23 protein-coding genes and 1 pseudogene are annotated in these 25,959 nt (G+C 33.9%); 20 read left to right on the top strand and 4 right to left on the bottom strand.

Going from position 1 to position 25,959, the window contains the following annotated elements; translation table 11 throughout:
* Positions 1–60 precede the first annotated feature (60 nt).
* From ABH955_RS16100 to ABH955_RS16110, 3 genes are read left to right on the top strand one after another with little or no spacing between them, the layout of a single operon-like run.
* A complete protein-coding gene (locus ABH955_RS16100; RefSeq protein ID WP_404456224.1) occupies positions 61–969 on the top strand; it encodes a DoxX-like family protein in 909 nt (302 codons plus the stop codon).
* A 4-nt stretch (positions 970–973) separates the two neighbouring features.
* Positions 974–1,585 carry a DUF4166 domain-containing protein gene (locus ABH955_RS16105; protein ID WP_404444534.1) on the top strand — a complete coding sequence of 204 codons (612 nt, stop codon included), beginning with the start codon at positions 974–976 and terminating at the stop codon, positions 1,583–1,585.
* A 5-nt stretch (positions 1,586–1,590) separates the two neighbouring features.
* Entirely contained in the window at positions 1,591–3,216 is a 1,626-nt protein-coding gene (locus ABH955_RS16110; protein WP_404491352.1) for a YndJ family protein, read from the top strand.
* A gap of 28 nt (positions 3,217–3,244) precedes the next feature.
* Here the strand turns inward: ABH955_RS16110 and ABH955_RS16115 are convergent, their stop codons facing one another.
* Positions 3,245–3,730 carry an 8-oxo-dGTP diphosphatase gene (locus ABH955_RS16115; protein ID WP_404456230.1) on the bottom strand — a complete coding sequence of 162 codons (486 nt, stop codon included), beginning with the start codon at positions 3,728–3,730 and terminating at the stop codon, positions 3,245–3,247.
* Positions 3,731–3,899: 169 nt separating this feature from the next.
* Between ABH955_RS16115 and ABH955_RS16120 the strand changes: the two are divergent.
* The 4 genes and pseudogenes from ABH955_RS16120 to ABH955_RS16135 all read left to right on the top strand — a co-directional run bounded on the left by ABH955_RS16120 (position 3,900) and on the right by ABH955_RS16135 (position 8,537).
* A pseudogene (locus ABH955_RS16120) lies at positions 3,900–5,137 on the top strand (N-acetylmuramoyl-L-alanine amidase).
* A gap of 253 nt (positions 5,138–5,390) precedes the next feature.
* The gene (locus tag ABH955_RS16125; RefSeq protein WP_404444758.1) at positions 5,391–6,770 is read left to right on the top strand and encodes an S-layer homology domain-containing protein; all 1,380 of its coding nucleotides are present in this window, start codon (positions 5,391–5,393) and stop codon (positions 6,768–6,770) included.
* 197 nt (positions 6,771–6,967) lie between these two features.
* Positions 6,968–8,230 (top strand): MFS transporter, encoded by a 1,263-nt coding sequence (locus tag ABH955_RS16130; protein WP_404456233.1) that lies wholly within the window; start codon positions 6,968–6,970, stop codon positions 8,228–8,230.
* A 28-nt stretch (positions 8,231–8,258) separates the two neighbouring features.
* A complete protein-coding gene (locus tag ABH955_RS16135) occupies positions 8,259–8,537 on the top strand; it encodes a hypothetical protein (protein WP_002135550.1) in 279 nt (92 codons plus the stop codon).
* A gap of 19 nt (positions 8,538–8,556) precedes the next feature.
* Here ABH955_RS16135 and ABH955_RS16140 read toward each other — a convergent pair whose 3' ends face one another.
* From ABH955_RS16140 to ABH955_RS16150, 3 genes are all read right to left on the bottom strand, one after another.
* Positions 8,557–9,021, bottom strand: coding sequence for a hypothetical protein (locus ABH955_RS16140; protein ID WP_002168672.1), 465 nt, complete (start codon positions 9,019–9,021; stop codon positions 8,557–8,559).
* A 429-nt stretch (positions 9,022–9,450) separates the two neighbouring features.
* On the bottom strand, positions 9,451–10,554 hold the full coding sequence (locus ABH955_RS16145; protein WP_404444515.1) for an ABC transporter ATP-binding protein: 1,104 nt from the start codon (positions 10,552–10,554) through the stop codon (positions 9,451–9,453).
* A 102-nt stretch (positions 10,555–10,656) separates the two neighbouring features.
* Positions 10,657–11,520, bottom strand: a complete 864-nt coding sequence (locus ABH955_RS16150) for a PucR family transcriptional regulator (RefSeq protein WP_404456239.1) — start codon at positions 11,518–11,520, stop codon at positions 10,657–10,659.
* Positions 11,521–11,999: 479 nt separating this feature from the next.
* On the opposite strand from ABH955_RS16150, the gene ABH955_RS16155 reads away from it, so the two are divergent.
* The 13 genes from ABH955_RS16155 to ABH955_RS16215 all read left to right on the top strand — a co-directional run bounded on the left by ABH955_RS16155 (position 12,000) and on the right by ABH955_RS16215 (position 25,932).
* On the top strand, positions 12,000–13,250 hold the full coding sequence (locus tag ABH955_RS16155; RefSeq protein ID WP_404491354.1) for an ABC transporter substrate-binding protein: 1,251 nt from the start codon (positions 12,000–12,002) through the stop codon (positions 13,248–13,250).
* A 53-nt stretch (positions 13,251–13,303) separates the two neighbouring features.
* Positions 13,304–14,248 carry a carbohydrate ABC transporter permease gene (locus ABH955_RS16160; protein ID WP_404444509.1) on the top strand — a complete coding sequence of 315 codons (945 nt, stop codon included), beginning with the start codon at positions 13,304–13,306 and terminating at the stop codon, positions 14,246–14,248.
* A complete protein-coding gene (locus tag ABH955_RS16165; RefSeq protein WP_404456490.1) occupies positions 14,241–15,074 on the top strand; it encodes a carbohydrate ABC transporter permease in 834 nt (277 codons plus the stop codon). The genes ABH955_RS16160 and ABH955_RS16165 overlap by 8 nt, the downstream gene beginning before the upstream one ends.
* A gap of 26 nt (positions 15,075–15,100) precedes the next feature.
* Positions 15,101–16,366 (top strand): Gfo/Idh/MocA family protein, encoded by a 1,266-nt coding sequence (locus ABH955_RS16170; RefSeq protein WP_404456245.1) that lies wholly within the window; start codon positions 15,101–15,103, stop codon positions 16,364–16,366.
* Positions 16,367–16,530: 164 nt separating this feature from the next.
* Entirely contained in the window at positions 16,531–17,250 is a 720-nt protein-coding gene (locus tag ABH955_RS16175) for a GntR family transcriptional regulator (protein ID WP_002086331.1), read from the top strand.
* 77 nt (positions 17,251–17,327) lie between these two features.
* A complete protein-coding gene (locus ABH955_RS16180) occupies positions 17,328–18,515 on the top strand; it encodes an SIS domain-containing protein (RefSeq protein ID WP_404491356.1) in 1,188 nt (395 codons plus the stop codon).
* A gap of 6 nt (positions 18,516–18,521) precedes the next feature.
* Positions 18,522–19,685: an N-acetylglucosamine-6-phosphate deacetylase gene (nagA, locus tag ABH955_RS16185; protein ID WP_404456251.1), complete on the top strand. Its 1,164-nt coding sequence runs from the start codon at positions 18,522–18,524 to the stop codon at positions 19,683–19,685.
* Positions 19,686–19,689: 4 nt separating this feature from the next.
* The gene (locus tag ABH955_RS16190; RefSeq protein WP_404491358.1) at positions 19,690–20,535 is read left to right on the top strand and encodes a tagatose-bisphosphate aldolase subunit GatY; all 846 of its coding nucleotides are present in this window, start codon (positions 19,690–19,692) and stop codon (positions 20,533–20,535) included.
* A gap of 12 nt (positions 20,536–20,547) precedes the next feature.
* Positions 20,548–21,462 (top strand): 1-phosphofructokinase family hexose kinase, encoded by a 915-nt coding sequence (locus ABH955_RS16195; protein ID WP_404456257.1) that lies wholly within the window; start codon positions 20,548–20,550, stop codon positions 21,460–21,462.
* A 19-nt stretch (positions 21,463–21,481) separates the two neighbouring features.
* Complete coding sequence (locus ABH955_RS16200) at positions 21,482–22,423, top strand: ROK family protein (protein WP_404444490.1); 942 nt, start codon at positions 21,482–21,484, stop codon at positions 22,421–22,423.
* A 192-nt stretch (positions 22,424–22,615) separates the two neighbouring features.
* Positions 22,616–23,428: a polyphosphate kinase 2 family protein gene (locus ABH955_RS16205; protein ID WP_404456493.1), complete on the top strand. Its 813-nt coding sequence runs from the start codon at positions 22,616–22,618 to the stop codon at positions 23,426–23,428.
* A 179-nt stretch (positions 23,429–23,607) separates the two neighbouring features.
* Positions 23,608–24,147: a PadR family transcriptional regulator gene (locus ABH955_RS16210; RefSeq protein ID WP_404444484.1), complete on the top strand. Its 540-nt coding sequence runs from the start codon at positions 23,608–23,610 to the stop codon at positions 24,145–24,147.
* Between the two features lie 36 nt (positions 24,148–24,183).
* Positions 24,184–25,932, top strand: a complete 1,749-nt coding sequence (locus ABH955_RS16215; protein ID WP_404456260.1) for an MFS transporter — start codon at positions 24,184–24,186, stop codon at positions 25,930–25,932.
* Positions 25,933–25,959 lie beyond the last annotated feature (27 nt).

Here is a 25,959-nt window from a genome sequence, read left to right on the forward strand (position 1 = left end):
ATGTAGCAAAATCGATTCATTGCATGTACATTGAAAATATAGCGCCTGGGAGGTGGAAGGATGGGGAAGAAAAAGCCTATTTATGTAGCCACAGAAATGAACACAACAATGGAGAAACTATGGGCATATACACAAGAGCCTGATATACATACAGAGTGGGATGCTCGTTTTACTGAGATTTCGTATTTAGAAAAAAAAGAGGGAGAACCACAGAAGTTTTTATATAAAACAAAGATCGGATTTGGACTTGAAATAGCCGGAGAAGGGGAATCGATAGGTGAAATAAGAAAAGAAACTGGAGAACGCATTTCCTCTTTAAAATTTTGGACAGACAATCAATTATCACTTATACAAATAGGGCGTGGTTATTGGAAGTATACACCGAATGAAGAACATATTCATTTTGAAACGCAATATGATTATGATACGAGATTTGGTCGTATAGGAAATGTGATAGATTTATATGTTTTTCGTCCACTATTAGGTTGGGGGACAGCATGGAGTTTTGATGCTTTAAAATTATGGTTAGAAAAGGGACTTCATCCAAAGTTGCTAATTAGAAGAACGATGACGTATTGGCTAGTTTGCTTTTTATTTGCTTTCGTATGGTTATATCAAGGGATTGTACCGAAATTGATGTTTACTCATTCAGAAGAAGTAAAGATGCTTTCTGCACTAATCGGATCGAATGAAAGTAGTATTTTTATACTTAAAATAGTTGGATTTTTAGAAATAATATGGGGTGTTATGTGGCTATTGCCACTTCAAAAGCGAAAACTATTTATATTGCATATTATATTGTTGATAGTTTTAACATTAGCGGCAGGATCGACGAATATCGCTAGTTTTACGCAACCGTTTAATCCGATTACATTAAATTTTCTTCTAATAGGGTTATCGATTGTCGGTTATATAAATAGCACTAATTTGCCAAGCGCAAAAAATTGCAAGAGGACGAGAAAGGGATAAGTATATGGTTAATATTTATGAAAGATTATTAGGGGATTCTTATAAAAGGCTTCATCCAAAATTGCAGGAACGATATGCGATAACAAAGGAAAATAGCTTTATTGGGGAAGGGGAAATGGATGAAATTTATGGAGGATCTTTTTTCGTTAAATTAATATTAAAAATTACATCGAAGTTTCGAATGTTTTTCTCTGAGCGAGGGCAAAAAGTTCCGTTTTTGATACATAATACCGCTGAGCGAGATGAACATGGAAATGAATTTGTACGGTGGAATCGTACTTTTTATTTTCATAGTAAGAAAAGATATTTTAACGCTGTTATGCAGTTGGATGAAGAGAATAATGAAATTGTAGATTATTTTGGTGAGCCGCATTTACTCGTTTCTACATTGAATTTTTATATTGATGAAAAAGGCGGGATGCATATTTCTTCAAAGAAACAATGGTTTTTTATGTTTGGAAGAAAAATACCGTTACCTAGATTTTTATACGGAGAGGCAAAAATTGTAGAAAGTTATGATGAAACACTACAATGTTTTCGAATTCATGTACAAGTACGAAATCCGTTAATTGGTTCGTTATTTTCATATAAGGGAACATTTGTGGAAAGGGAATAAACGAGATGAAAAATATAATATTTGGACTTGCTTGTTATATTATATTTCTAATATACGAGTGGTCGAATGTAAATCCTGTTGAAGCAATCATATTGTTATCTATTTTGTTATTTATACCGATGTCATTTTGCATTGTTGATAAGAAAACAAGAAATGGATCGTATTTATTATCTTATAAATTTGTATCGCTTTTATATCCAATTGCAGCAGTTAGTGCAATGCTAGCTTTCGTAACAAATCACTATTTCTTTGCGCTACTTTGGTTTGTATATACAGGAATCGTTGCATTATTTGGTGTAAGTAGATTGCTAGAAAGAGGATGGAAGCCTCTAGAAGAAGTAGCTATAGATAGTGCGTTTATTTATTTGTTTCTAGGTGGTTTTTGGTTCTTTGCTTCTGTAGCGAAACTTTCCATTATGCATTTTAGTTCTGACATTGTCTTACTCACAGCGGCACACTTTCATTACTCGGCATTTTTATTGCCGTTATCAGCTGGTTTACTTGGAAGAAAAAGAGAACAGGGAAGTAAGTTATATGACTCTATTATGTTTATCATCGTCATTTCTCCAATGACAGTTGCAATAGGAATTACGTATTCGAGGGTATTTGAATTTTTTGCAGTGTTCATATATTTATGTGCCATTTATGGATATGGGATTTACGTATGGAGAACGAAATTCAATGCTATAAGTGCAAAGATTCTCCTTACTCTTTCATCCAGTACACTTATGGTAACAATAATGTTTTCACTCATATATTCATACGGAAATTTCAAACAAGTAATGACGATTACAATTGCACAAATGGTCTGGATTCACGGTGTTGTAAATGGAATTGGAGTAGCGTTACCAGCTTTTCTTGGTTGGATGATTGAAAAGAGTACTCCGAATTATAAATATTACGGGAAAACAATGAGCAGGTTAAGAGGAAATGCGACAGTTGGTGAAGCATTTTTACATAACAGAAATTTAATAGATAGCAAGGAATACAAAGGTTTAGTTGATAAAATGAATGATTTTCATAGTGAGGCATTTGACATGACGAAGATTCCTTTAAGTATTATTCGTTTTTATGAAAATACAAAAGAGTATGAGTTACAATCGCATATTAAATGGACTCGTTGGTTCCGCCCAGTTGCATTTTGTTATGAGAAAATGAGTAAGCGTGTAGGACAAATATATTTAGGAATGGGCGGCAAGTGGGAAACGATGCATGGCTCTATCATTGGGATAATAGATGAGAAGGATGGAAGAGAGAATGTAAGGGCTTGGCTAAGAAAAAATGAAGCAGGAGAGTCTGTTTTTGTAGCCCTCTATTCAAAGCATGCATACAAGAACGAGACATATATGAATATCGCATTGCCTTTACCATATTCGAATATGACTGGTATTTTGAAGTTATGCAATGATGATAATGCTTTAATCATTACAAGTAAGTTAAGAGAGAATGGCAGGGGAGATGAGGGGATTTATTTACATACTCGTTTCTTTACAATACGTTTACCATTAGCAGAGACATTTATTATTAAAGGGCGCAAGGATCAAATATTAGAAGCTAATCATAGGATGTGGATATTTGGAGTTAAGTTTTTAGAAATTGATTATGAGATTAAGAAAATAGAGGGAAAGTAAGAAAGGCTTGGAGAGATTCCAAGCTTTTTTACGTATGGGTAATTGACATAGCAACTTGTTTATCCAAGTCTTGTTCCCAAACACGCTGAATTTCAAACGTACCTTTTTCAAAAAACAATGGGAATCTCTCTTTAAACCAATCTTGCATAGGAAGATTGAGTGCTGTATCAATTGGCACCCATAATAATTCGCCTTCAGGAGGATTCAAAAGGAGTTCACCTTCAAATGAATCTGTCCAATAGTTAAATACCATATATCGAACATTTTCTTTCGGATTTACGTATTCATCTAATCCCTTAAAAGTTAAATTTGAAACAAGTAATCCAGTTTCTTCTTTTACTTCTCGTTTAGCAGCTTGAACGATACTTTCTGGAAAATCTACTTTACCGCCAGGAGCGATGTAACCAGGGAAGCCTAGATGATCCGGCCGTCGTATTAGTAATACTTCGTTATTATGTTGAATCATACACATTGTATAAATGCGGTGTTCTATATCTTTCCAATTCTTACTCATACGAATCTCTCCTTTTATAAAATCTTATAGTTTTTTATTGTAGTTATTTATGACAAAAAATACAATAATAATACAAAATTATACAAAATTAGATTGACTATTACTAATTTTCAGAACTATAATTAGTCTGTTACATAAAAACATTGTACTTGAGAGGGGAATATATTCTATGAAAAATAGAATAATCGCAGCAGGAATAATTGCAGCTAGTATATTATCTTATTCATCTAGTAGTTTCGCACAAACAAAAACATTTCCAGATGTCCCAGCAGGGGACTGGGCAGAAGGTTCTATTTAGTAGAGAAAGGTGCAATTAAAGGTAATGATGCAGGAATGTTCGAGCCTGGAAAAGAAATCACTCGTGCAGAAGCAGCAACAATTATTGCGCAAACTTTAAAGTTACCGATTGATAATGCGGCTCAGCCAACCTTTACAGATTCTAAAACTCATTGGGCAACTCGATTTATTGCCGCTGTAGAAAAAGCAGGAGTAATTGCAGGGAAAGGAAACGGGATTTTTGATCCAGACGGTAAAATTGACCGAGTTTCTATGGCAGCGATGCTTGTTGGGGCGTATAAATTAGATGCGAAAGTAAAACAACCATTACCAACAAAATTTGCATATTTAAATCCTAGTTGGGGAAAAGATAAAGAGAACATTTTAGTAGAATTGAATATTTCACAAGGTGTAACTAGTACAGCTTGGCTACCTAATAAAACTGTAACGAAGGCAGAAACAGCGCAATTTATTGCAAAATCAGATTCTCTTAAAATTCCAGATGCATTAGAAGGAAAAGTAATTATTATTGATCCAGGTCATGGTGGGAAAGATTCTGGGAAGCCGACACAAGGATTATATGAAAGTGATATTGTATTAGATACATCGAAAAGATTACAAAAATTACTAGATAAAAATACTCCATTCCATGTGTTGTTAACACGTGAAACGGATATCCGTCTTGGTGAAAATCAACCTGAGGACCTTAAAAACCGTGTAGAGTTCGCGAAAGAGCATAATGGAGATATTTTTGTAAGTATTCATGCAAATGGCTCTAACAATCATGATGGATATGGAACGGAGACTTTTTATTATAAAGGATCTGAAACGAAAGAATTAACTGAACGTGAAAAAGATAGTCGTATGTTAGCAGAGAAAATACAAAAACGAGTAGTTAAAGCTCTAGATACAAGAGATCGTGGTGCGAAACCAGAAGACTTTTATGTACTAAGAGAAAATGAGATGCCTGCAGTATTAACTGAACTAGCATTTTTAGATAATAGTGCAGATTATGAGAAGTTGGCTTCAGAATCAGGAAGACAAATTGCTGCTGAAGCAGTTTATGCTGGTATTTTAGATTATTATGAGTGGAAAGGTTTCAATGTTTCAAAATATCGTTTGGCTAAATAAAAACATCGTTTGCTAAGCCCATCTTCTATATAGAGATGGGCTTTTCATATGAGTTTATATAATTTTGTATCAAAATAAAAAGATATATCGTATTATGCTGATTATAAATAAAATAATGGTAGATTAGTTTATTTGTATCACGTATACTTTTACTGTTGACTAATTAAGAGTTTGTTAGTTTGATAGGGAAAATTTTATTATAAAGGGAGGCAAGTTAACACGGGACAAGCATATACATAACGTGTTAAAAAATATGAAAAAAGTTATTTCTAATGTGTTAGCAGTGACAGTCGCACTTCAAGTAGTGATGGCTCCGGCAACTTCATTTGCAGCTGAAAAAGAATTTCCAGACGTTCCGAAAGATCATTGGTCGTATAAAGCAATTACTAATTTAACATCAAAAGAAATTATTGCAGGATATGATAATGGTAAGTTTGGATTCGGGGATGTTGTAAATCGTGAGCAAGTAGCCGCATTAATATATCGTGCATTAAAACCAGAAGCGAAAAGCGAATATAAAAATCCATACTCTGATATTAACGAAGGGACAACAATGTTCCAAAAAGAAATTTTAGCTTTAACAGATATGGGGATTTTCGTAGGTGATGGTAAAGGAACATTTAGACCGAAAGAATCTTTAACTCGTGCTGAAATGGCTGTAATTTTACAGAAAGCCTTTAAACTAAAAGTAAAAGCTAATCATACATTTAATGATGTTCCGAAAGATCATTGGGCAAATGAAGCGATTAGTGCATTAGAGTCTAACGGTGTTGCTGCAGGTAATGGAGCAGGTGCATTTAATCCAACAGGTGTTTTAACACGTGAAGAATATGCACAATTTTTATATAACGCCATGGCATCATATATCGATTTAGATGTAACATTACCTTCTAATGTAACAGCTCAAGAGATTGATAATTATATTAAAAGATATCATCCCGATAGTCCGCTTGTTGGAGTTGGACAAGACTTTATTAAAGCGCAAAACGAGTATGGCGTGAACTCTTTATATTTAGCAGCACATGCAATCTTAGAGTCTGGATACGGGAAATCAGAAATTGCATATCGTAAACATAATTTATTTGGACTACGAGCGTATGATTGGGATCCATTCGCACATGCAAAATATTTACCATCTTATGGATTAAGTATTTCATACAATGCTGATTATGTGAGAAAGAATTACTTAGAACAAGGTGCTAAGTATTTCAAAGGTTACACATTACCTGCGATGAATGTAATGTATTCAACTGATAAAGAATGGGCTGGCAAAATTGCTAATATTATGGAACGTATTAAGCCTTTCAATAACAAGGATTATCAAAATGTCAAACGATTACCGAAAAACCCTAATACATTAAATGTAGATGCATTAGGCGAAACAATTCCATATAAAGATTATGCAAAAGACGCAAAAACTACTGTTCAGTCGGTAGGGTCTTACTATCAAGTTCCATTCCCGTTTAACAACCCAATTAAGAGTGTACCAAACGTTACACAAAATGAAGTTGGGAAATTAGAAAATGGTACAAAAGTAAACGTATATCGTGAAGATCCAAATGGCTGGGTAGAATTCTCACTTGAAAATGCTCCAGAAAAATATTGGACATTGAAGAAGAACTTAAAATTATAAAGTGGAAAGGTGTTTTCATATATGAAAACACCTTTTTTATTTATATTCAACACATAATATGTGTAGATTCATTACGATGTTCTTTTTTATATTTCTACCAATAATTTAACAGTTTCATATATAATTAAAGTTATTAAAGATTGAATTTTCTGTGTTTATTTTCGGGTATTAACTTAGTTTGAAAAGAGGAGAGAGATATGCAAGGAGAAATACCAACAGAGAAAAATTTAGGTTATGTCGGTAAATTGTTATTGCCAGTTAAAGTGTCACCGCACTTTAAGTTTTTATGGATTGGGCAATTACTTTCGACTTTAGGTAGTTCGATAACGATGGTTATTCTGCCAGTCGTTGTATATTCATTAACTGGTTCAACAGTTGTAATGGGAATGACTATGGCAATGTATATGCTTCCTAATATTCTTGCGTTACCGTTTGCTGGATTAGTCGTGGATCGAATTGACCGGGTGAAATTGATGTTATTTACGGATATAATCCGTTGCATATTAATGCTATTATTTGCAACGCTTATATTTATGGACGTTTTAACAATTCCACTTCTATATGTACTCGTGGCATTATATGGACTTATGGAAGGGATATTTCAGCCGGCGTATTCAGCTGTAAGAGCGAAAGTATTTGTACCGGAAATTCGAAATGCAGCTAATGCATTAACGCAAATGAGTAATCAAGGAATACGATTAATTGGCCCAGCACTTGGTGGGTTAATAGTATCAGTTACATCTGCAGGGATAGGCTTCGGACTAGATGCAGCAACGTATTTGTTATCATTTTTATGTTTATTATTTTTAAAAGAAATTAAGTTTAAAAAAGTAAAACCCATTGAAAAGAGTAAGATCGATTACAAACAAGAGTTTATGGAAGGTATTTTAGTTTTAAAAAGTCATCCGTGGTTGTGGATTACCATTCTAGTCTTTTCTTTCATTAATATTTGTTATGCAGGCGTTATCGTTGTATTAATTCCATGGTTGTTTAATGTTCATCATCATTTTGAAGCTTACGTGTATGGCTTAGGTATGGCTGCTTCTGGTGCTGGAGCTGTAATTGCAGCACTAATTTTTGGTGGGAGGCAGCGGTGGCATAAGAGAGGATTACTTGCGTATGGTGGTGTTTTAATTAGTGGAATGGCGTTATTAATTATGCCTTTCGTTTCTTGGGCACCCGCCTTAATTGGATTAATGGCAATTGAAGGATTCGGTATTATGATATTTGGGCTTATTTGGGAAACAAGTTTACAAGAGCTTGTACCAGAAGAAGCTTTTGGAAGAGTGGCAAGTCTTGATATGTTAGGCTCATTTGCTTTATTACCATTAGGGTATGTGGTGGTAGGCTGGTTAGCTACTGTAATAGGTGGAAAGATAACAATTATAATGCTAGCTATTTTAGTACTCATAACAATTGGAATGGCATTGTCTGTACCAAGTATTCGGCGGTTCGATTGATTATGTAGGCAAAAAGGGGGAATGGTATATGACTATAGAAAATCTACATGATTTAGTAGTACATGAGTTGGGATGTAAATACGTTTTGGGAGAAAAGGTATTTGAAGCAAGGAATTTCACGGTGTATATTGCTACTCCTATAGAAAATAAAATGACATATAATCGATTCATCTTAATTAAGCATTTGTCTAATGAAGAGCCTTCCGTACATGTTTGGGACAAAAAAATCTGTGTAGACGCTACAAAAATACATATTGCAAAAGAAGTGACAGAAGCAATTCAATCGGGTTTTGTAAATAAAGAGTAAGCCCTAATCAAATTAGGACTTACTCTTCATTAAACACAAATGTTTGCTTCATTTTTTTACTCTCATGTACTGGATGACCGTTGTAAGAGAAATTCTTTTCTTCCCAAGTAATGACAACTTTAAAATTATGGCTATTAAAGTCTAATGGGAATACCATGTAGTCAAAGCTTGTATGACTTTTTGAAACGTTGTTATTAGATGAAGTAGGATTAAAGGTAGCTTTAGATGTAGGTGTGTTATCAAGTATTTCCACCGATACATTTGCAACATCATTACCAATATTTTTTAAGAGTAAACTATACGTATCATATACACCTTGTTTTGGCTGCACGGCTTGCTTGTTTGAGTTATGAGATTTGTCAATTTCGATATACCACTGTTTAGACTTTGACGCAATTGGTAGTGATTGAAATGTGTATGCACTAGCTTGTATTGGTAGTGCTAAGCATATAAGCGTAAAGAGAGTTATTATTTTTCGTTTCATTTTAGAGAGCTCCCATTCTTTAATGGATTTATTTGTTATTATTTGGACTTTTTAAGATAATATACCGTATATTTTAATGATTGGAGTCATGTATATCAGCTTAGGGATTGTACATGAAAAGTGGGGAATATGTATTTCGATTATTTTATAATTAGGTGCTATTGAATTATGAAGTGTATGTGCTATTTTGTTGCAACACTATATATTTTTATTTTGCATTCAACAGAGGAAGGGGAAAAAATATTAGAAACGTTTCAACTCAACAACAGAATGTTAAAAAGTAAAGAGGATGTGTCAATGGATAAATACTATTAAAGTGATGATAAATAGTATTTATAAAGGGGAATTAGAGAAAGAAGCTGTGTAGAGATTTTTCTGCACAGCTTGTTTGCATACCCAACTAAGCTGGGAACGGCCAATTAGACATGTTTAGTTGTTACGTATACGTTGTTCTGTATCAATATCAAAAAAATGTGCTTTTGTTAGACTAAATGCTACTGAAAGCTTATCGCCAGCTTTCGGTTCTGATCGAGCGTTGATTCGTGCAACAAAACTTTGATTTACAAGTTTTCCATGTAGCATAGTCTCAGCACCTAATAACTCAGCTACTTCAACTGTAATTTCGACAGTCGAGTCAGGAGAAGATTGAAGGACAATTGGTTCATCGTGAATGTCTTCTGGGCGAATACCAAGTATAAGTGTTTTCTCGCTATACCCTTTTTTCTGTAATTTTTTCAATTGTCCTTCAGGTACCTTGAAACGAATGTTTTCTATATAAAAATAGTTATCTTTCAATGTTCCGATAAAAAAATTCATGGCCGGAGAACCAATGAATCCGCCAACAAAAACATTTTCAGGAGTATCATATACTTCTTTAGGTGTACCAACTTGTTGAATGATACCATCTTTCATAACAACAAGGCGTGATGCCATTGTCATTGCTTCTGTTTGGTCATGTGTTACATATATAGTAGTTGTGTTTAAACGGCGGTGAAGTTTAGAAATTTCTGAACGCATACTTACACGTAATTTAGCATCTAAATTGGATAGAGGCTCGTCCATTAAAAACACTTTTGCGTCACGAACGATAGCTCTTCCTAATGCAACACGCTGCCGCTGCCCGCCTGACAATGCTTTTGGTTTTCGTTTTAAATAATCTTCAAGTCCTAATATCTTTGCTGCCTCTGTTACACGACGATTGATTTCATCTTTTGGTAGTTTTCGCAGTTTTAAACCAAACGCCATATTATCATAAACAGACATATGTGGATATAGTGCGTAATTTTGAAATACCATAGCAATGTCACGATCTTTTGGAGCGATATCATTCATAAGTTTTCCATCAATATAAAATGAGCCATCAGAAATGTCTTCTAAACCTGCAATCATACGCAAAGTAGTTGATTTTCCACAACCAGAAGGACCAACAAATACAATAAACTCTTTATCTTGGATATGTAAATTGAAATCAGAAACAGCAGTTGTTTTATTGTCATACAATTTGAAAATGTGATCTAATACGAGTTCTGCCATTATGAATCACCTCTATTTCTATAATTAATTGAATTATAAGTCTTTTTAGTCGCAAGATGAATCGGCAAGTTGCACAAAAAATGTTACTTTTTTTATGCAAAATTACGAGATGTTCAAAGAAAGAAAGGCCATATAAACAGCCACAGCACCTTCAAATGTTTTTATATTCAAACCTGTTTTTTCAATAAATTTATCAATTCGATACTGTAAGGTATTTCGATGCAAATATAATTGCTTGGCAGCAAGTGATACATTTAAATTACATTGGAAGAATACTTTAACACTCTCTATTAGTTCTTTATCACTGGAAACCTGCGCTAATAAATGATGTGTATATTTTTCCCTCTTTTCTTTTGGTAATGAGATCATTAATTGGTAAGGAAGGAGTTGTTCAATATATGTAATTTTCTTTGATAAATAGGGAGAAAGAAAAGAAAATAAATTTCGCTCCCATTGATACAGGTGAGAAATTTGATTTGTTTGGGTGTAGTGTCTGCCGACAAAAAAGGATAAGGATATAAAAAAATCTGTTTCTAGCGTATCAAGGGCTGTTTGCAATCTATATTCAGATATATTCTCTGCTAAGATGAGAACTCCAGTTTGTGAAGTTTCCCATATTGTAGGGGTATCAAAATCAAGTATCGACTGTAAAGCATTATGAAATTCATCACGTTCCACTATAGGATGCGTTGTGAAGAAGTGTAAAAAGCGCACAGATGTTATTTGAATATCTTTACTTTGATATAACGCTTCGTGCCAATACTTTTCTTTTTCTGTTTCAAAACATGTTTCAGTATAGAGGGGAGTTAAGAGAGAGGAAAGTAGTTGACACTCCCTTTGGTGTAAGCGAGATTTACGAATTCCTACTCTATTCCCGTCAATTAAAAACCAACTAAAATCTTCAGAAAGTATTGCTTCATTAATTTTTATATCTTTATCGTAATATCTTTTTAATTGTTGAATCATATAAACACTCCTTATTTTTATATTATTTATTAATAACAAATTTTATAGGGGTAATGGATTAGAAAAATATTTCTACTTATGTTAGCGGCATATAAAATTAAATAGAATATAATCAATAAAAAAATCAAAAGATTCAGAAAATATATTGCGAAGGAAAAAGTGATAGTGTTATACTTCATAACAACTGGTAATGACAACATCATGTCGTTATCGAATTGGTATATGTATAAATAATATATCAATGATAGTTTATTCCTTCAACTGATAATGACATAAGTCTACTTAAATTGATAGAGAAGGGAGAGAAGAGCATTGTCTTTATAGATTAATAAAATTAAGTTTATAAACGCTTTATTAACAAGGCGTTTCAGACCTTTTGTAAAGTTGCTTTTATTAGTTTAATTTATCATCAGTGAGTTACAAGAAACGTAAGTAAAGATTTTGTTATATAGATGATTGTTTATAGAGGAGGGAATGAGATGAAAAAGTGGTTTATTTTCTTTTTGTCAGTATTGCTATTGGCGGTAGTGGGATGTTCTAATAGTGGCGAAAAGGTTAACACGTCATCTAAAGATGAAAAAGTAGAATTACGGTATGCACTTTGGGATAAGAAACAACTACCAGCAGTGGAGAAAGTGGTTCAACAGTTTAATGAAAAACATCCGAATATTAAAGTGAAAATAGAATTAACAGCGTATGGGCAGTATTTTCAGAAGCTTGAAACAGCAGCAACAGGAAATGCATTGCCAGATGTATTTTGGATGAATGGACCAAATGTCGTGAAATACGCTTCGGGAAAAGTATTGATGCCTTTGGATGATAAAGCGAAAAAGGATAAGTATAAACTAGAAAATTATCCGAAATCTTTAGTTGATTTATATACAGTGGATAATAAAACATATGGTATTCCAAAAGATTTTGATACAACGGCACTTTGGTACAATAAAAAATTATTTGATGAAGCTGGAGTAGCTTATCCAGATGATTCATGGGACTGGGAGAAAATGAAAGAAACAGCAAAGAAATTGACAAAAAAGGAAAAAAATGTATGGGGATTTGCAGCAGCGATGGGTAATCAAGGTGGCTATTATGATCTTATTTACCAAAACAAAGGATATGTTCTTGCTAAAGATAAAAAAACAGTTGGATTTAATAAACCAGAAGCAATTGACGCACTTAATTATAACATTAGTTTTATTAAAGAAGGATTATCACCAACATTTGCTCAAATGACAGAGACAACAGCATCTGATTTGTTTTTATCAGGTAAAGTAGCGATGATTTTTGATGGGCCATGGATGGTACCAGAATATAAGAAAAATCCTGATTTAAATATTGCTGTTATGCCAAAAGGGAAAGAAAGAGCTGTTATGATTCATGGTCTAGCAAATGTTATCTCAGCGAAAACAAAATATCCAGATGCAGCTTGGGAATTTATAAAATATTTAGGTTCTAAAGAGGCCGCAGATGTATTTGCAGAAACTGGAACAGTCATTCCTGCTTTTAATGGAACACAAGAAGCATGGGTTAAATCCGTTCCAAACTTGAATTTACAAGCGTATATCACTGGAGTCGACTATTCTTACCCATTACCAAGTGTGAAAAATACAGGGGCTTTATGGGAGCAGGAAACAAAAACATTAAAAAGAGTATGGGGAGGAGAGGTGAATGTTGAAGAAGCAACAAAAGAATTAACAGAGAAAGCAAATGAAATTCTTTCTAAAAAATAAGGAGAGGGATCCTCTCCTTGCTTTAAATCAAAAATTATGGGAGGAGTGAAGAGATGGAGAATCTATCAATAAAGATAGTGGATCAAAAAAACACACAAATACAAAAAAAATATAAAAAGAAAAAGAAATTAGATTATATATGGGCATATATCATGATTGCCCCAACTATGTTAGGGTTATTCATTTTTTATATGTGGCCAATTTTGCAAAATATTTATTTTAGTTTTACAGCGTGGGATGCGTTTGGTAGCTATGAATGGATTGGATTAGAAAACTATAAAAAGATGTTTACTGATAAAGATTTAGGAAAGGCATTTCAAAATACATTTATTTATATCGTACTTACCGTTCCAATTGGTATATTTTTATCCATCATACTAGCAGTACTATTAAACCAAAACATTAAAGGGAAATCCCTTTATAGAACATTATATTTTTTACCTGTTATTACAATGCCGGCTGCAATCGCGATGGTATGGAAATGGATCTATAATTCTGACTATGGGCTACTCAATTACATATTATCATGGTTTGGAATTGATGGTCCTAATTGGCTTACCAATCCAAACATTGCATTATATTCAATTGTTATAGTTGCGATTTGGGGTGGGATAGGGTATAACATGGTTATTTTTCTATCAGGTCTCCAAAACATCCCTAAAACATACTATGAAGCAGCAATTATGGATGGAGCCCGGCCAATTACAATTTTTTTTAAGATTACATTGCCACTTTTATCACCAGTTATTTTCTTTGTAACGATTATGTCTTTAATTGGAGCATTTCAAGTATTCGATCTCATCTTTATGATGATTGGTAGAACAAGTAATGTAATTGAAAACACACAATCTATTGTTTATTTATTTTATCAAAATGCCTTTATTTTAAATGAAAAAGGATATTCGGCAGCCATAGCAGTTGTATTATTAATTATTATATTAGTCATTACAGCGATTCAAATGATATTACAGAAAAAGTGGGTGCATTATGATGAATAAAAGAGTAGGTGCAGTCAATAAAAATACGATTATGATTCATGCAATGCTCATCATAGGTGCTTTATTAACCATTGGTCCTTTTATTTGGATGATATTAACGTCTCTAAAGACATATGCAGAATCCGTTCAAGTTCCACCAGTTATTATCCCGTCTCAATTTATGTGGAGTAACTATACGGAAGTATTCAACTTATTACCATTTTTAAAATTTATGATGAACACTTTAATTGTTACAATAGCTAGAACGGTCGGTCAGTTATTTTTATGCTCATTAGCAGCGTATGCTTTTGCTAGAATACAATTTCCAGGTAGAAATATATTGTTTTTACTAACCCTCTCTGTCTTAATGGTTCCAGCTCAAGTATTTTTACTCCCGCAATATTTAATTATGGTAAAACTGGATTGGTTGAATACATTACAAGCAGTAATTGTGCCTGGGTTATTTAGTGCATTTGGTACCTTTTTATTACGTCAGTTTTTTATGGGTGTTCCAAAGGAACTAGAAGAAGCAGCAAGATTAGATGGTTGCAATCATTTCCAAATTTATTGGTATGTTATGCTGCCACTTGCAAAACCAGGTTTAATTGCGCTTGGTATATTTACAACACTTTGGTCTTGGAATGAATTGATGTGGCCGATGATTGTAAATAATTCACCAGATATGATGACATTGTCAGTTGGTTTATCTTCACTACAGGGACAATATGCAACAAACTATCCGGTGTTAATGGCAGGATCATTTTTAGCGATTTTACCAATGTTGTTATTATTTGTATTTTTGCAAAAACAATTTATTGAAGGAATTACAATTACAGGTGGAAAATAAGAATAATAGAATAGGAGAGGATACTTATGATTACAGCAGCCTTAATTGGGGCAGGAAGTCGTGGAATGTACGCTTATGCTTCTTACGCGTTAGAACATCCAACAGAGATAACCTTTGTTGCAGTTGCAGAATTGGATAATGTAAAAAGACGGAAATTCTCTGAAATGCATAGCGTTTCGGAAAATATGCAATTTGAAACATGGGAAGAGTTATTAGCGAAAGAAAAGTTTTGTGATGTATTGCTTATTTGTTCGCCAGATCGGTTTCATTATAAACCTGTTATGCAAGCAATTGAGAAGGGATACAAAATTTTATTAGAAAAGCCAATGTCACCAAGCCCTATAGAGGCATTGGAAATTGCAGAGGCTGCAACGAAATATAACGTGTTATTAACCGTATGTCACGTATTAAGGTATGCACCATTTTATCGGTCTTTAAAAGAAATTGTTGATCAAAAGAAGATAGGGGATATCGTTTCGATTCAATGGAATGAAAATGTAGGTCATTGGCATCAAGCACATAGCTTTGTAAGAGGAAATTGGCGTAATAAGTCTGAATCAAGTTCAATGATTTTGCAAAAATGTTGTCATGATATGGATGTGCTACAATGGCTTGTTGGTGCAGAATGTGAAAAGATTTCATCTTTTGGAAGTTTGACTCATTTTAAATCTGAACATGCACCTAAGGGTTCGACGCTACGATGTACAGATGGTTGTGAAGTTGAGGAAAGTTGCCAATATTCTGCTTTAAAGTGGTATTTACATGAGAGAGATGAATGGCCGGCGAATGTAGTTTCTATTGATACAAGTATTGAAAATAGACTGGAGGCACTAAAAAAAGGACCTTATGGGCGTTGTGTGTACCATTGTGACAATGATGTTGTGGATCATCAAGTTGTAAATTTGCTGTTTGATAATGATGTAACAGTTGCTTTTACAATGTCTGCATTTACGAAAGAGTGTTGCCGTACGTTTAAAATTATGGGCACACATGGTGAAATTCATGGTCATGATGTACTAAATGAATTGAAGGTCAAATATTTTTCTGGTGAGGTTGAAACTGTTTACCCAGAAACAATAGAAGGTGGACATATGGGAGCAGATAATGCAATTATGACTGATTTCATCGAAAAAGTAAAAAGCAATAAAACAGAAAGTTTAACGTCTGCAATGACTTCGGCAAATAGTCATTTGATTGCTTTTGCAGCTGAAAGATCAAGAATAACGGGTGAAACGGTATCTCTTAAGCAATATGTGACAGGGTTAAAAGAAGCGATGAATCCAGCGAAGTGAGAAGAGTGCATATAAAGGGACAAACTAAACGTACAGTTGAAATGAGTTTTTACCGATGGAATAAGCTTATCTTCGTATGTGAGAAAGTGATGGTAATTCCTATTTTCATTCGATATAATAGCCATAAACTGGTTATAACAACTTTATAGATGAGGGAGTAAAACATGATTGTAAAAGATAATCGAACACCATTATATTATCAATTAATGGATATTATTGTAGGACAAATTGAAACTGGGAATTTACAAGAACATGATAAGCTTCCATCCGAACGGGAGTTATGTGAGATTCATGATGTAAGTAGAACAACAGTGAGACAGACGATGCAGGAATTAGAAAAAGAAGGATATATTTATAAAAAACATGGTAAAGGTAGTTTTGTCTCACCTCGTGTATTTAATCAAAGTCTTGTTCGCTTTTATAGTTTCACAGAAGAAATGAAAAAGTTTGGAAAAGTTCCGTCATCAACCGTCGTATCATTTTCCATTATTCATTGCGATAAGAAAATAGCGAAAATTATGAATCTTGATTTTGAAGAAGAGGTTTATCAAATCACTAGACTAAGGTTAGCTGATAAAGAACCAATGCTATTTGAAACATCTTATATTCCTGTAAAGTTCTTTCCATATTTAACGAAGAAAGAGTTAGAAGAAACACCAATGTATGAGATTTTCCGTACAAAATATCAAGTCCATATCACGCGCGCAGCGGAAAGCTTCAAAGCGATTGCAGCAGAAAAAGAGCATGCAATATGGCTACAAATTGAAGAGAATGAACCATCTTTATCACTAGAACGGATTGCATATGCGAAAGAAAATATAATCGAATACACACAGACAATTGCAAGAGGAGATAAATTTACTTACACAGTTGAATTACAATAAGTATAATTATACTTATTGTAATTCAACTGGTAATGATGACGTGATAAGATGTGAACTAATAATAAGGGGGGTCTCAAATGTTATTACATGCAAATGATGAAGTAAGAGAAACATATGGAGCATGTTTTACAGCGAAAGAGATTGCACAACAGCCAGATCTTTGGGAGCAAGTATATTCGAATTTTCAAAGTAATCATTATGAAATTATAGATTTCTTTTCACGTATTTCAAGAAAGCATGAACAAGTGCGAGTTATTTTCACTGGTGCAGGGACATCCGCTTTTGTTGGAGACACAATTGTTCCGTATATCAAAAGAATAACAAATTTAAAGAAAATGCACATTGAAAGTATTCCAACAACAAATATAGTCTCAAGTCCTTATTACTATCTTCAGCCGGACATCCCAACAGTTTTAGTATCTTTTGCCCGCTCTGGTAATAGTCCAGAAAGTGTAGCGGCAGTTGAGTTAGGAGAACAAATTATTCATTCAGTTTATCATATTATTTTAACATGTAATGAAGAAGGAAATTTAGCGAAGCAATTTCAACATAAAGAGAACTCTTTTGTTATGTATATGCCGAAGGGGGCAAATGATCAAGGGTTCGCGATGACAGGAAGTTTTACCTCTATGATGTTAAGTGCGCTTATGTTATGTAACTATAATCATATCCACCTTTTAGAATCTAGCATTATGGATATTGTAAGTTTAGGAAAAGATGTTATCGAAAAACAAGAACGAGAAATTCAAAGAATTGCAGAAAAAGAATTTCATAAAATTGTATTTTTAGGATCAGGTGTATTTGAAGGACTTTCTCGAGAGGCTGCTTTAAAATTTTTAGAGTTAACTGCTGGGCGTATCCCAGTTATGTTTGACACACCGCTTGGGTTTAGACATGGACCGAAATCAATTTTAGATAAGGATACAGTTGTTGTATTATTTTTATCTAATGATGAACATACGAAAAAATATGATCTTGATTTATTAAAAGAGATTTTTCAAGAGAAAGAAAGAAGCGAGATTATTGTTATAGCACATCAAGATAATCAGGAAGCAAGGCAGCATTGTAATACGTTTTTATGTAATGATGGGCGAGACATGAAAGATGACATATATATCACGTTCATTTATGTATTATATGGTCAAATTTTAGCGCTATATAAATCTATTGCGTTAGGGATTACTCCAGATAATCCTTGTCCGAGTGGAAGTGTAAATCGTATCGTTCAAGGGGTAACAGTACATCCTTATAAAGGAAAGGAATAGCAATTTATGAATTATTACGTCAAAGCATCTATGTATCTACTAGAAGATGGTGTTTGTGAAAGTGGATATTTACATATTGTAAATGGCTACTTTCTAAAACATGTTGAAGAAACAGTAGACGGAGCGCTGGTAATGGATTTTGAAGGAAGTATTATTTCTCCAGGATTTGTTGATACGCATATTCACGGTGTAGCGGGACATGATGTAATGGATAGCACATATGAATCGTTAAATAATATTTCTATTATGTTATTGGAAAATGGTGTTACGAGCTTTTTGTCAACTATATTAACTGATTCTTTAGAAAATACAGTAAGATCCTTAAGGAATATAGCTCATGCAAAAAAGAGGGGAGTGGCAGGGGCAAGTATTATTGGATCTTTTCTTGAGGGACCTTGTTTTACGGAAGTCTATAAAGGTGCACAAAACCCAAAGTATTTTATTGATCCAACTATTGAATTATTAGAGGAGTGGATTATTGCATCAGAAGGGACGGTTAAAAAAATTGCAATGGCACCAGAGAGAAAAGGTGCTATTACGTTTATACAGCAAGCTGTGAAAAAGAATATCCGTGTAGCAATTGGTCATACGAATGCAAACTATGAGGTATGTCAGAAAGCGATTCAGGCAGGAGCGACAATCTTTGTGCATACGTTTAATGGAATGAAGGGGTTACATCATCGTGAACCTGGCGTTGTTGGGGCAGTACTTTCTACTGAGGGTGTGTATGGTGAAATCATTCCAGATGGACATCATGTCCATCCGAGTGTAGTGAATATTTTATATAAATGTAAAGGATATGATAAAACTTGTTTAGTTAGTGACTGTATGCGAGCAGGCGTATTAGGGGATGGTGCATATAATTTAGGGGAATTTGTTGTCCATGTAAAAGAAGGAATTGCCCGAACAGAGGCGGGATCTTTAGCGGGAAGCACACTTCGATTTATTGATGGTGTGAAGAATATGGAGAAATGGACAAATGCATCGTTATGGGAAAGCGTCCATATGGGTTCGCTAATACCGGCTAAAAGTATTGGAGTTGACAATGAAATTGGAAGTATTGCACCAGGGAAAAGAGCTGATTTTCTTATATTAACAGAGGATTTAAACCTTATAGGGACATTTGTCGGGGGAGAAATGAAATATAAAAAGAAAAAAGAAAGGATTTGAGAATATGCTTGTTTCAACTCAATTTATACTGAGAAATGCACAAGAAAATGGCTATGCGGTTCCTGCTTTTAATATTCATAATTTAGAAACTTTAAAAGCGGTAATTGAAACCGCAGTAGAACTTAGGTCACCTGTTATTATTGCTGCTACACCAGGTACGATAAAATATATGGGAAAAGAATATCTTTTGTATATGATTGAAGCAGCAAGGAAGCGATATGATATACCAATCAGCCTACATTTGGATCATCATGAAGATATAAAAGATATTAAAAATTGTATCGATTTAGGAGTTCGTTCTATTATGATCGATGCATCAAATCATCTGTTTGAAAGGAATATTCAGATTGTTCAGGAAGTTGTGGCGTATGCAAAACAATATGGAGCAACAGTAGAAGCTGAGTTAGGGCAATTATTAGGAATAGAAGAAGATATAATAGTAGAAAACTCAATTTATACAGATCCTTATCAAGCTAAAGAATTTGTAGAACGTACCAACATTGATTCACTAGCAGTTGCAATTGGGACGGCTCACGGGCTATATAAAGGGGAACCAAAATTAGATTTACAAAGATTAACAAAAATTCGGAAGCAAGTTGATATTCCGCTTGTACTACATGGAGCATCTGGATTATCGGACAGTCTAGTCCAAGAAACAATTCGCTTAGGAATTTGTAAAGTGAATATCGCCACAGAATTAAAAATTGTATTTGTAACAGCATTACGCCATTATTTACATACTAATCCAGAAGAAAATGACCCGCGTAAATATTTTTCAGATGCAATTCTGGCCATGAAACAAGTTGTTGCGGATAAAATAAAGATGTGCAAAAGTTTGAATCGAGTGTAGGGAGATATTTTTATGATTGCGACAATTACATTGAATCCATCTGTTGATATGCGATATGAATTAGGAGAATTAAAACCACACAAAGTGCATCGCACGAAGGACTATGAAAAAACTGCGGGTGGAAAAGGAATTAATGTATCGAGAGTAATTCGGTTGCTAGGAGAAGCGGTAACAGGTATTGGTTTACTTGGTGGTAGAAATGGTGAGTTCATAAGAGGAGAATTGAAAGAACTATCAATTATAGATGAGTTTGTTTCCGTGAAAGAAGAAACTCGCAATTGTTTAGCGTTAGTAACAAAAAATTCTGCTTCGGCTACTGAAGTATTAGAAGTAGGTCCAGCTATTTCGGAGGATGAAATAGCTCTTTTTATAAAAAAATATGAAAGAATAGTAAAAGATTTTGAGTTTATTGTTGCATCGGGAAGTTTACCTAAGGGTATCCCAAACTCATTTTATAAACAGTTGGCACAAAAAGCTGCTGAAAATGGTAAGAAATTTATATTAGATACAAGTGGAGAGCCATTATTTCATGGCATACAAGGAAAGCCATTCTTAATTAAACCAAACAGGCAAGAAATTTGCCAGTTGCTTCAAAAGGAGCATGTATCACAGGAAGAAATGATTGCGGAAGCAACTAAAATATGCGAGGGAGGCGTGCAGTATGTTCTTCTGTCACTTGGAAGAGAAGGGGCGATACTTATCACGAAAGTTGAAAGCATTAGGGCAATTATTTCAGAAATAAACTCTATCAATGCTGTTGGCTCAGGAGATGCAATGGTAGCAGGAATAACGTTTGCACTCGCTGAGGTAAAGGATGCACTTCGATTAGCAGTGGCGTGTGGAATGGCGAATGCAGCTGAGCAAGCGACAGGTTATATACAGCTTAAAACTGTAGAGAAATTCTATAATGAAATTACAATTGTGTAAAAGTAGGGAGGGGAGAAATATGGTGAAGTGTATTGCTTGTTTTGATATTGGAGGAACTTTTATTAAATATGCAATGATTGATGAACAAGGAATAGTATATGAACAAGGAAAAATAAACACACCAGGACAAAATCAAAAAAAAGAAATTTTGCATCGCATTTGTGAAGTAATACATGAGTTTGAAAAGAGTTATACAATTCATTCTGTTGGTATATCATCATGTGGGATTATTGATAATATAAAAGGAGAAGTTATGTTTTCTGCTAATATTCCGGGATATAGTGGTACAAAAATAGCAGATTACATTTATAGTGAGACAGGGTACGTGGCAACTGTTGAAAATGATGTTCGTTCAGCTTGTCTCGGTGAAATGTGGAAAGGAGCGGGGAGAGGTAAAGAACATATTGTTTTAATAACACTTGGAACCGGGATTGGTAGTGGGATTATTACAAATGGCCAATTGCTTCAGGGAGCAAAAGGGCTAGCCGGAGAGCTTGGCCATATGATAATTCTTCATAATGGAGAAAAATGTAGTTGCGGTGGAGCAGGGTGTTACGAGAGGTATGCATCGACTTCGGCGCTGATTCGTCAATATAAAGAAGCATCTAAAATACAAGGAATAGAGATAGGTACAATTACAGGTGAAGAAATTATAGAACGTATATATATAGGAGAGCAGTTGGCGAAAAATGTATATGATCAGTTTTTGCAGTATGTTGTTACTGGTTTAGTGAATATTACCCATATGTTCAACCCCGAATTAATTATTATAGGGGGAGGTATTACAGAACAAGGTGAACCATTTTTGAGAGAAATTCAGGAAAGGTTCCACGACAAAGTAATGGACATTTATCAAAATAAGACGAACATCGCTTTAGCATCATTACATAATGATGCCGGTGTATATGGAGCATGTTATGTAGCATTGAGCCGATGTGAGGCAAAATCAATGAATATATAATTTAGAAGGTAATTATCGAAAAGAGTTAATAGGAATATACGTTCTTTGATGATGTTGCTATAAAGTATTTGCAGATGTGATTTATCATTTCTGTTCTTCATTGAAAACGTGAATCAAGAGGTGTACTAATATGAAAAAATTCCCAATAATATGTTAAAATAACATTGTCATACAACAAGGGGGATTTGTTTTATGGAAAATGGACATCTTGCTAAAGTAGATGTAACGAAAAGAATTGAATCAAAATCTAAGTACAATAAAAAACTCGAAAAATATCAAATGCGCTTATTAGCATTGCAGCAAATTTTAAAAGAAGAAAAAATCGCTGTTATGCTCGTTATGGAAGGTTGGGATGCAGCAGGTAAAGGCGGAGCAATTAAGCGAGTGACTGAACATCTTGATCCGCGTGGATTCCAAGTAAATCCAATTGGCGCGCCTGCTCCTCATGAAAAACGGTATCATTATTTGCAACGTTTTTGGCGGAAACTTCCTCAATATGGGCAAATTACTATATTCGACCGTTCTTGGTATGGGCGTGTATTAGTTGAACGTGTTGAAGGTTTTGCTACAAAAGAAGAGTGGACGAGAGCGTATGGTGAAATTAATGATTTCGAAAAACTATTAACTGATGATCATTACATAATCGGAAAGTTTTTCTATCATATTAGTAAAGACGAACAATTAAAAAGATTTACAGAAAGAGAGAACAACCCTCTTAAAAGATGGAAAATTACAGACGAAGACTGGCGTAATCGTGAAAAATGGGATGAGTATGTCGAAGCAATGGAAGATATGTTTGAAGAAACAAATAAGCCGAATGCTAAATGGAATATTATTGCGAGTAATGATAAATTATACGCTCGTTTGAAAACATTGAAAGTGATTACTACATTAATTGAGGACTATTTCTTAGAGCATAATATAGAATTACCTTCTTATTACTATGAAATAAAAGAAGGTAAGAAAAAGGAAACTGAATCTATGCAAGATGTAGGAGTTAAATAGTAAAAAGTTTTGTGTAGGAAATATGAAGAGAGGCTGTCCTGTAATTTGGAAAAACCAAATTACAGGGCAGCTTTTTTAGTTAGAAACATTTTACAATTTACAGAATAAGGTATATAATCAATAATCATATTAACATTGTTAATATGATTATTGATTATATGCTATGTGGGGGTCTTATTTTGAAGGGAAGAGATGTTGTTTTAGGTTTATTAATGGAAAAAGAATTGTCTGGTTATGATATTAAAATTTTGTTTGAAGATGTATTTACTCATTTTTTTGATGGAAGCTTTGGAATGATTTACCCAACTTTAAGACAATTAGAAAAAGAGGGGAAAATAAAAAAAGAGGTTGTTATGCAAGAAGGGAAACCGAATAAGAAAATGTACTTTATTACAGATGAAGGGCGTGAAGAGTTTTATCAATACATGCAAACGGATGTAGAGAAAGACGTTTTACGTTCAGATTTTTTAATGAGGATGTATTTTGGTAATTATAGTGATCATAAGGCGATAAAAAAATGGATTGAAGACGAAATTGAAAGGAAAGAAGCGTACATTGCAGATCTTCGTTTGAAATATGAACAATGGAGAGAAGGTATTACTTTCGTTGAAGAAATTTCGCTCGATGTAGGTATTGCATCATATAGTGCACAAGTAGAGACGTTGAAGAGGAAGTTACAGCAATTAGAAGTGAAAGAAAGCAATAAAACAAAAGAATAGAAACTGTGTTCGCAATAAATAAAGGGGTAGATTAACATGGAGCAGTCAAAGGGTATTAAGATTGTCTTTTTAATGTGCTTAGGTATTTTTCTTTGTATGATTGATACAACGATTATGAATATAGCTTTACCAGCAATACAATCGAGTGTAAATACTTCATTAGAGAAGATGTCTTGGGTATTAAATGTTTATACAATGACGATTGCAGTACTCGCAATCCCGCTAGGACGGATAGCTGATATTTTTGGGAAAGCAAAGGTGTATATTCTCGGTTTAATTATTTTTGGTGGTGGATCAGTGCTTTGTGCTTTTGCTAATACAGGCGATTTTCTTATTTTTTCTCGTTTTATACAAAGTATTGGTGCTGCAATTTTATTTCCAACGAGTATGGTAATAGGTGTATCGGCTATGCCATTAGCAAAGAGACATGTTGCACTTGGCATTTTAGGAGTAACACAGGGGTTGTCAGCTGCAATTGGTCCAGTAATAGGCGGGATTATTACGCAAAATTTAGGATGGAGATGGGTGTTCTTCGTCAATGTTCCAATTTGTATTATTGGGATCATTTTATGCTGTATTATGCTACAAATAAAAGATGAAGAACGTATTATCTCAAAAATAGATTGGATTGGGCTCATATTAAGTAGTTCAGCGATTTTCTCTTTTACTCTCATACTAGTAAAAGGTAATACATGGGGATGGCAAAGTAATATTGCTTTGTCTTGTTATGTAATTAGCACTATTTCTCTTATTCTATTTGTTTTAGTGGAACGAAAGATTCATAATCCAATGGTGAATTTAAATTTATTTAAAGATCGAATGTTTGTCGGAGCGTCTATCGTTGTTATATTAAGTAATTTATTCTTAATTGGCGTTACTGTATTGCTTCCAACTTTTTTGACAAAAATACAGCACCGAACGGAAATTGAAGCTGCTTTTCTAGTGACACCTATTTCAGCAATGATATTTTTTATCTCACCTGTTGCAGCAACTTTAATTAAAAAGCTTGGAAAAGTAACTATTATTTTGTCAGGGTTTCTTGTTATGGGCCTATCCTACTATTGGTTGCAAATGATTGACGTTAATTCAACAAATATAGAAATTATTATTCCATGTATGATATTAGGTGTTGGATATGGTTTAGTAGTGGGGCCAATTACAGTTTTAAGTGCATCTTCGTTTGAAGGGGAATTATTAACTGCTTCTCAAACTGTCGTATCGATGTTACGTCAAGTAGGTATTGTATTAGCAGTAGCGATATTTGTATCTAACTTAACACACAACTTATCTGTAAATAAAGAGAATGTATATCGTTATGCAGAAGAAAAAGTGCGTAATATTCATGTGGATAGTGCTCAGCAAACTGAAATATTACAAGTAACAAAAGAAAAGATAGAGAAACAAAGTATAGAAACAAATATAGAAAAGAAACAAAATGGAACATTTGTAGGGCTAAATAAAGAGAAAAAAGAAGAATTAATTCACCAAAAGGTGGATGAAGTATTAAGCGGAGTTCCAGTAGAATATAGAGATGTAAAAAGAGAAGAAGTTATGAGTCAAGTGACAAAAGAAGTTGAAAGACAAGAGGAAAGTATGAAGAAAGAGGTACTCGCATTTTTGAATGATGTGAATCATTATGCTAAGAATCAGATGGCTATGAGTTTTACAGATTTATATAAAGCGAGTGTGCCAATTATTTTAGTTTGTGCTTTAGTAAGTTTGTTATTTTGGGAAGGCAAGGCTTTGAGTAAAAAGAGAAGGGAAAGAGTGGTAGAGGAAGTGTAAAGAAAAACAGGCTGCTATTAGCCTGTT

Source organism: Bacillus sp. RC240 (assembly GCF_044907945.1).
In the GTDB taxonomy this organism is placed as follows: domain Bacteria; phylum Bacillota; class Bacilli; order Bacillales; family Bacillaceae_G; genus Bacillus_A; species Bacillus_A mycoides.

Excerpts from the sequence above, each read along its gene's own strand:
- ABH955_RS16100 (WP_404456224.1), top strand. The coding sequence starts at position 61 with ATGGGGAAGAAAAAGCCTATTTATGTAGCCACAGAAATGAACACAACA.
- ABH955_RS16105 (WP_404444534.1), top strand. The coding sequence starts at position 974 with ATGGTTAATATTTATGAAAGATTATTAGGGGATTCTTATAAAAGGCTT.
- ABH955_RS16110 (WP_404491352.1), top strand. The coding sequence starts at position 1,591 with ATGAAAAATATAATATTTGGACTTGCTTGTTATATTATATTTCTAATA.
- ABH955_RS16115 (WP_404456230.1), bottom strand. The coding sequence starts at position 3,730 with ATGAGTAAGAATTGGAAAGATATAGAACACCGCATTTATACAATGTGT.
- ABH955_RS16125 (WP_404444758.1), top strand. The coding sequence starts at position 5,391 with ATGAAAAAAGTTATTTCTAATGTGTTAGCAGTGACAGTCGCACTTCAA.
- ABH955_RS16130 (WP_404456233.1), top strand. The coding sequence starts at position 6,968 with ATGCAAGGAGAAATACCAACAGAGAAAAATTTAGGTTATGTCGGTAAA.
- ABH955_RS16135 (WP_002135550.1), top strand. The coding sequence starts at position 8,259 with ATGACTATAGAAAATCTACATGATTTAGTAGTACATGAGTTGGGATGT.
- ABH955_RS16140 (WP_002168672.1), bottom strand. The coding sequence starts at position 9,021 with ATGAAACGAAAAATAATAACTCTCTTTACGCTTATATGCTTAGCACTA.
- ABH955_RS16145 (WP_404444515.1), bottom strand. The coding sequence starts at position 10,554 with ATGGCAGAACTCGTATTAGATCACATTTTCAAATTGTATGACAATAAA.
- ABH955_RS16150 (WP_404456239.1), bottom strand. The coding sequence starts at position 11,520 with ATGATTCAACAATTAAAAAGATATTACGATAAAGATATAAAAATTAAT.
- ABH955_RS16155 (WP_404491354.1), top strand. The coding sequence starts at position 12,000 with ATGAAAAAGTGGTTTATTTTCTTTTTGTCAGTATTGCTATTGGCGGTA.
- ABH955_RS16160 (WP_404444509.1), top strand. The coding sequence starts at position 13,304 with ATGGAGAATCTATCAATAAAGATAGTGGATCAAAAAAACACACAAATA.
- ABH955_RS16165 (WP_404456490.1), top strand. The coding sequence starts at position 14,241 with ATGAATAAAAGAGTAGGTGCAGTCAATAAAAATACGATTATGATTCAT.
- ABH955_RS16170 (WP_404456245.1), top strand. The coding sequence starts at position 15,101 with ATGATTACAGCAGCCTTAATTGGGGCAGGAAGTCGTGGAATGTACGCT.
- ABH955_RS16175 (WP_002086331.1), top strand. The coding sequence starts at position 16,531 with ATGATTGTAAAAGATAATCGAACACCATTATATTATCAATTAATGGAT.
- ABH955_RS16180 (WP_404491356.1), top strand. The coding sequence starts at position 17,328 with ATGTTATTACATGCAAATGATGAAGTAAGAGAAACATATGGAGCATGT.
- nagA (WP_404456251.1), top strand. The coding sequence starts at position 18,522 with ATGAATTATTACGTCAAAGCATCTATGTATCTACTAGAAGATGGTGTT.
- ABH955_RS16190 (WP_404491358.1), top strand. The coding sequence starts at position 19,690 with ATGCTTGTTTCAACTCAATTTATACTGAGAAATGCACAAGAAAATGGC.
- ABH955_RS16195 (WP_404456257.1), top strand. The coding sequence starts at position 20,548 with ATGATTGCGACAATTACATTGAATCCATCTGTTGATATGCGATATGAA.
- ABH955_RS16200 (WP_404444490.1), top strand. The coding sequence starts at position 21,482 with ATGGTGAAGTGTATTGCTTGTTTTGATATTGGAGGAACTTTTATTAAA.
- ABH955_RS16205 (WP_404456493.1), top strand. The coding sequence starts at position 22,616 with ATGGAAAATGGACATCTTGCTAAAGTAGATGTAACGAAAAGAATTGAA.
- ABH955_RS16215 (WP_404456260.1), top strand. The coding sequence starts at position 24,184 with ATGGAGCAGTCAAAGGGTATTAAGATTGTCTTTTTAATGTGCTTAGGT.